We start from the raw sequence: 5,917 nt of genomic DNA on the forward strand, positions 1-5,917 counted from the left end.
TACGCGGCACCGCCGGGTACGGGGCACCGCCCGGCGCGGAGCACTGCCAGGTGCGCGGCGCCGCCCGGCGCGGGGCACCGCCCGGCGCGCGGCACCGCCAAGTGCGGGGCTCGGCGCGGGTACGGAGTACTGACCCGCGCCCGGAGCACGGCCCGGGCCCGGAGCCTGGGCCTGGCCCGGAGCCTGGGCCTGGCCCCGAGCTCCGCCGGAATGCAGGAAAACGCCGAGCGCCCGGCCGGATGCGGGCACCGCCTGGTTCCGCCCGAGGGCGCGGCGGAATCCTGCCCCGCCAGATGAACGGCACCCCCGAGGGCGCAGCGGGGTCCAGGCCCCGCCCGGGTGAGGGGCGTCCCAGGGCGCGGCAGGCCCCGGCCGCGCCCGGTGACCGCGCCGCGAAGGGGCGCGGCGGGGGCCCCGACACCGCTCGGGGCGGCCGCGGCGCACCGCCAGAATGCGGGGCGGAGTCCGGGCCCGCCCAATCAACGGCACCGCCCGGCTGCGCGAGGCAGGACCCACGTCCGCCTTGTGAACGGCACCGCCGGACTACGTGGCGGGATCCGGGCACCGCCCGATGAACAGCACCGCTCGAACCCACCGCAAGACCCAGACACCACCGGATGAACAATCGCCGCACCCAAACCACCACAGGACCCATGCACCACCAGATCAACAGCACCGCCCGAATCCACCACAAGACCCAGCCACCACCCGACGAACAGCACCGTCCAAAAGCGCGCCCGGCTGCGCGGCGGAAGCCAGGACCCATCGGTTGAACGGCATCGCCGGGGTAAACGGCACCGCCCGGGTGTAGAGCGGCGTTCTGCGGTGCACCATGACTGCATGTTGCTCGCCCGGCTGGCGCAGGTGTCGCGGGAGGTCGCGGCCGCCTCGGCGCGCTCCCGGAAGATCGCCCTCCTTGCGGAGCTGTTCCGGGAGGCGGAGGCGGACGACGTGCCGATCGTCATCCCGTACCTGGCGGGACGGCTGCCGCAGGGGCGGCTCGGCGTGGGGTGGAAGGTGCTCGGCCGCCGGGTCGCCCCGGCCGCCGGGCCGTCCCTCACCGTGCGCGAGGTGGACGCCCGGCTGGGCGAACTGGGCAAGGTGTCCGGGCCGGGCTCGCAGACGGAACGCACCAGGATCGTCGGCGAGTTGATGGGCACGGCCACCGAGGACGAGCAGCGGTTCCTGCTCGGACTGCTCACCGGGGAGGTCCGGCAGGGGGCACTGGACGCCGTCGCCGTGGAGGGGCTCGCCGGGGCGACCGGCGCACCGGCGGCGGACGTGCGGCGGGCGGTGATGCTGGCCGGGTCGCTGCAGACGGTGGCACGGGCCCTGCTCGCCGACGGCCCGGCGGCCCTGGCGCGCTTCCGGCTCACCGTGGGCCGTCCGGTCCTGCCGATGCTCGCGCACAGCGCCTCCTCCGTGGCCGAGGCCGTGGACAAGCTGGGAGCGTGCGCCGTGGAGGAGAAACTGGACGGCATCCGGGTCCAGGTGCACCGGGACGGCGACACGGTACGGGTCCACACCCGCACCCTGGACGACATCACCGACCGGCTGCCCGAAGTGACCACGGCCGCCCTGGCGTTGCCGGGTGAGCGGTTCATCCTGGACGGAGAGGTCATCTCCTTCGGGGCGGACGGGCGCCCGCGCTCCTTCCAGGAGACCGCCGGGCGCGTCGGCTCCCGGCTGGACGTGGCCACGGCCGCAGAGGCGGTCCCCGTCTCACCGGTCTTCTTCGACGCGCTGTCGGTCAGCGACAGGGACCTGCTCGACCTGCCGTTCACCGAGCGACACGCCGAGCTGGCCCGGCTGGTCCCCGAACCCATGCGGGTGCGGCGCGCGGTCGTGTCCGGGCCGGAGGAGGTCGGGCGGGCCGAGGACTTCCTCGAGAAGACCCTGGAACGCGGACACGAGGGTGTGGTCGTCAAGGCGCTCGACGCCCCCTACAGCGCGGGCCGGCGCGGTGCCTCCTGGCTGAAGGTGAAGCCCGTCCACACGCTCGACCTCGTGGTCCTGGCCGCCGAGTGGGGCCACGGCCGCCGCACCGGCCGGCTGTCCAACCTGCATCTGGGCGCCCGCACCGCCGACGGCGGCTTCGCCATGCTCGGCAAGACCTTCAAGGGCATGACGGACGCGATGCTGGCCTGGCAGACCGAGCGGCTGCGGGAGCTGGCCGTCGAGGAGAAGGGCTGGGGGGTGGTCGTACGACCCGGGCTGGTCGTCGAGATCGCCTACGACGGCCTGCAGCGGTCCACGCGCTACCCGGCGGGCGTCACCCTCCGCTTCGCCCGGGTCGTGCGCTATCGCGAGGACAAGCGCCCGGAGGAGGCGGACACCGTGGAGACGCTGCTGGCCGCACACCCGGAGGTGCGGCCGTGACGGACGAGCGCGACCGGCGGGACCCGCAGGACCCACGGGACCGGCCGGACCGGGGGAACCGGCGGAACCGGCAGGGGGAACCGGACCGGCGGGAAGGGCAGAGCAGAAGGGCCAGGCACAGTGCCGGCCTGCTGCTGTTCCGGCGCACCGGCGACGGTCCGGAGGTCCTGCTCGGGCACATGGGCGGCCCTTTCTGGGCGCGGCGCGACACGGGGGCGTGGACCGTGCCCAAGGGCGAGTACGAGCCGGACGAACCCGCCTGGGAGGCCGCCCGCCGGGAGTTCCGCGAGGAGCTGGGGCTGGAGCCGCCCGACGGCGAGGGGGTGTCGCTCGGCGAGGTCCGGCAGAAGAACGGCAAGATCGTCACCGTCTGGGCGGTCGAGGGCGACCTCGACCCGACGGCGGTGGTCCCCGGCACGTTCCTGATGGAGTGGCCGCCGCGGTCCGGGCGGACCCAGGAGTTCCCCGAGCTCGACCGGGTCGCGTGGCTCGGACTGGACCGGGCCCGCGAGGTGATCGTCACCGCCCAGGCCGCGTTTCTCGACCGACTGGCTGAGCACTCGCTCTGAGAAAGCCCCACGCGTTGCGGACGGCGCCGCGGCGCGCGAAGGTCGAAGCACAGCCCGCTCCCAGGGAGGTCAGCCATGTCCATCGCCACGGTGAACCCCGCCAACGGCGAGACGCTCAAGACGTACGAGGCCATGGACGAGGAGGAGATCGAGCGCCGGCTCCAGCTCGCCGAGGCCACCTTCCGCACCTACCGGACGACCTCCTTCGCCGAGCGGGCCCGCCTCATGAACCGGGCCGCGGACGTCCTCGACGAAGATCAGCCGGAGATCAGCCGGATCATGACCACGGAGATGGGCAAGCCGGTCAAGCAGGCCCGCGCCGAGGCCGCCAAGTGCGCCAAGGCGATCCGCTGGTACGCCGAGCACGCGGAGGAACTCCTCGCCGACGAGGAGCCCGCCGAGTCCGACGTGAAGGACTCCGGTGCCTCCCGCGCGCTGGTCCGCTACCGGCCGCTCGGCCCGGTGCTCGCGGTGATGCCCTGGAACTTCCCCCTGTGGCAGGTGATCCGGTTCGCGGCGCCCGCGCTGATGGCCGGCAACGTCGGGCTGCTCAAGCACGCCTCCAACGTGCCGCAGACCGCGCTGTACCTGGAGGACCTGTTCCACCGGGCGGGCTTCACCGAGGGCTGCTTCCAGACCTTGCTCGTCGGCTCCGGCGCCGTCGACGACATCCTGCGCGACGAACGGGTCAAGGCGGCCACGCTGACCGGCAGCGAGCCGGCGGGGCGGGCGGTGGCGTCCACCGCCGGGGAGATGATCAAGAAGACGGTGATGGAGCTGGGCGGCAGCGACCCGTTCATCGTGATGCCGTCCGCCGACATCGACCGGGCCGCCCAGGTCGCGGTGACCGCGCGGGTGCAGAACAACGGGCAGTCGTGCATCGCCGCCAAGCGGTTCATCGTGCACTCGGACGTCTACGACGCCTTCGCCGAGCGTTTCGTGGCCGGCATGAAGGCGCTGAAGATCGGTGACCCGATGCAGGAGGACACCGAGGTGGGTCCGCTCTCCAGCGAGCGGGGCCGGGCGGACCTGGAGGAGCTCGTCGACGACGCCCGGCGCGGTGGTGCGAGCGTGCTGTGCGGCGGCGAACGGCCCGACGGGCCCGGCTGGTACTACCCGCCGACCGTCGTCGCCGGCATCACCCGCGAGATGCGCATCCACCGCGAGGAGGCCTTCGGCCCGGTCGCCACCCTCTACCACGCGGCCGACCTGGACGAGGCGGTGCTGATCGCCAACGACTCGCTGTTCGGGCTCAGTTCAAACGTGTGGACGCGCGACGAGAACGAGGTGGACCGGTTCGTGCGGGACCTGGAGGCGGGCGGCGTGTACGTCAACGGGATGACCGCGTCGCACCCGGCGTTCCCGTTCGGCGGGGTGAAGCGGTCGGGGTACGGGCGTGAGCTGTCCGGGCACGGAATCCGCGAGTTCTGCAACATCACCACCGTATGGCACGGAGCGTGAGGGTTCCACGGCTACGATCCTTTTTGTGAACCGCGAAGTGACTCTCCCTCTGATCGTCGACGACCGCGGTACCTTGCAGGTGGCCGCGGCCGATGTGAGCAAGCTGCTGCGGACGGTGGGCGGCCGGTGGCTGCGCCTGGTGGAGGCGGGGCAGGAGGGTCTCGACGAGGACACGGTGGCCGCGCTGACCATCGAACTGGCCAAACTGGCCGACCGGATCGACGTGGCCTGCATCGCGCACAGCAGCGGCGCGGCCTCCGGGTGAGCGCCGCCAGGCCCCCACGTCCGCGTCCGGCATCAGCGCGGGCCCGGCGTCGCCGCGAGCGCGACCGCGCCAGGGGACCGAGCGCCGGCCCCCGCCCGCACCCCGCCGACCACAAGGCACCATCTCTCGGGGCCCGTTGAGCGCGTCCTCGCGAGGCCCGTTGAGCACATCCCTCCGAGGCCCGTTGAACGCGTAGATCCGCGCCCAGGTGCCACGGCCGCACGCCGGCAACCGGCTGCCGGCCGACCGCTCGTGCAATCCTCCCATGGCCCGTCCCCACTGTCTCCCGCGGCGGAGGCCGTCGACGCCCCACTCGACCGCCTCGCCCCTTCGCCGGGTGCGCCGCGCGGGCCCTCGCACGCCGTGCCTTCAGCGAGCCCCGGCGGGGGTCGGATCGACCGCGCCCTCGGCGCCTCTCTCCAGGCGTCCCTGACCTGCACATTTCTTCCTATCGCGGCCGTCTCGTGCTTCGGTCCGCGGACGGTACGGCGGCCGGGCGGCCCCGGCCCGTGGTCGCCGGATTGGAGTAGTCCCGCGAGAGATCATCGCTCTCCCGGGTGATCGTGGGTGGACCACCCTTCTGGGTGCACAACCCTCTGACCGGGGGGCTACCGGCCTTCCGGAAGGCGAAAGCAGGCACGGATCATGGCGACTTTGTGCAGGCCCTCGGTGTCCGTTCCAGAACACGTGATCACCATGGAGCAAACGCTGGAGCTCGCGCGTTCCCGTCACGCGGACCACCCGCAACTCCCGCTGGCCCTCCGGCTGATCGAGAACACCGGTGTGCGCACCCGGCACATCGTGCAGCCCATCGAGCAGACCCTGGAGCACCCGGGCTTCGAAGAGCGCAACAAGCTCTACGAGCAGGAGGCCAAGGCCCGCGTCCCCGCGGTCATCCAGCGAGCGCTCGACGACGCCGAGCTCCTGACGACGGACATCGATGTGATCATCTACGTCTCGTGCACGGGCTTCATGATGCCCTCGCTGACGGCGTGGCTGATCAACGAGATGGACTTCGACTCCACCACCCGCCAGATACCCATAGCCCAGCTGGGCTGTGCGGCGGGCGGCGCCGCGATCAACCGGGCCCACGACTTCTGCACGGCCTACCCGGACGCCAACGCCCTGATCGTGGCCTGTGAGTTCTGCTCGCTGTGCTACCAGCCCACCGACCTGGGCGTGGGCTCCCTGCTGTCCAACGGCCTGTTCGGCGACGGCATCGCCGCCGCCGTGGTCCGCGGCA

At 72.8% G+C, this 5,917-nt stretch carries 5 protein-coding genes; all 5 read left to right on the forward strand.

Annotation, left to right across the window (positions count from 1 at the left end):
- The first annotated feature begins 840 nt into the window (after positions 1-840).
- On the forward strand, positions 841-2,379 hold the full coding sequence (locus BZY54_RS33540) for an ATP-dependent DNA ligase (RefSeq protein WP_086729098.1): 1,539 nt from the start codon (positions 841-843) through the stop codon (positions 2,377-2,379).
- Between the two features lie 128 nt (positions 2,380-2,507).
- Positions 2,508-2,948, forward strand: a complete 441-nt coding sequence (locus tag BZY54_RS33545; protein WP_086729101.1) for an NUDIX hydrolase — start codon at positions 2,508-2,510, stop codon at positions 2,946-2,948.
- A gap of 75 nt (positions 2,949-3,023) precedes the next feature.
- A complete protein-coding gene (locus BZY54_RS33550) occupies positions 3,024-4,409 on the forward strand; it encodes an NADP-dependent succinic semialdehyde dehydrogenase (RefSeq protein ID WP_086729099.1) in 1,386 nt (461 codons plus the stop codon).
- 25 nt (positions 4,410-4,434) lie between these two features.
- On the forward strand, positions 4,435-4,674 hold the full coding sequence (locus BZY54_RS33555) for a DUF6213 family protein (protein ID WP_028423261.1): 240 nt from the start codon (positions 4,435-4,437) through the stop codon (positions 4,672-4,674).
- 645 nt (positions 4,675-5,319) lie between these two features.
- Positions 5,320-5,917, forward strand: a 598-nt coding sequence (locus BZY54_RS33560) for a type III polyketide synthase (protein ID WP_425276344.1), incomplete at its 3' end; no start/stop codon positions are given.

The organism is Streptomyces carpinensis (assembly GCF_002154505.1).
GTDB lineage: Bacteria > Actinomycetota > Actinomycetes > Streptomycetales > Streptomycetaceae > Streptomyces > Streptomyces carpinensis.

Bases quoted from the DNA above. Each gene is read 5' to 3' on its own strand.
- BZY54_RS33540 (WP_086729098.1), top strand. From the start codon at position 841: ATGTTGCTCGCCCGGCTGGCGCAGGTGTCGCGGGAGGTCGCGGCCGCC.
- BZY54_RS33550 (WP_086729099.1), top strand. From the start codon at position 3,024: ATGTCCATCGCCACGGTGAACCCCGCCAACGGCGAGACGCTCAAGACG.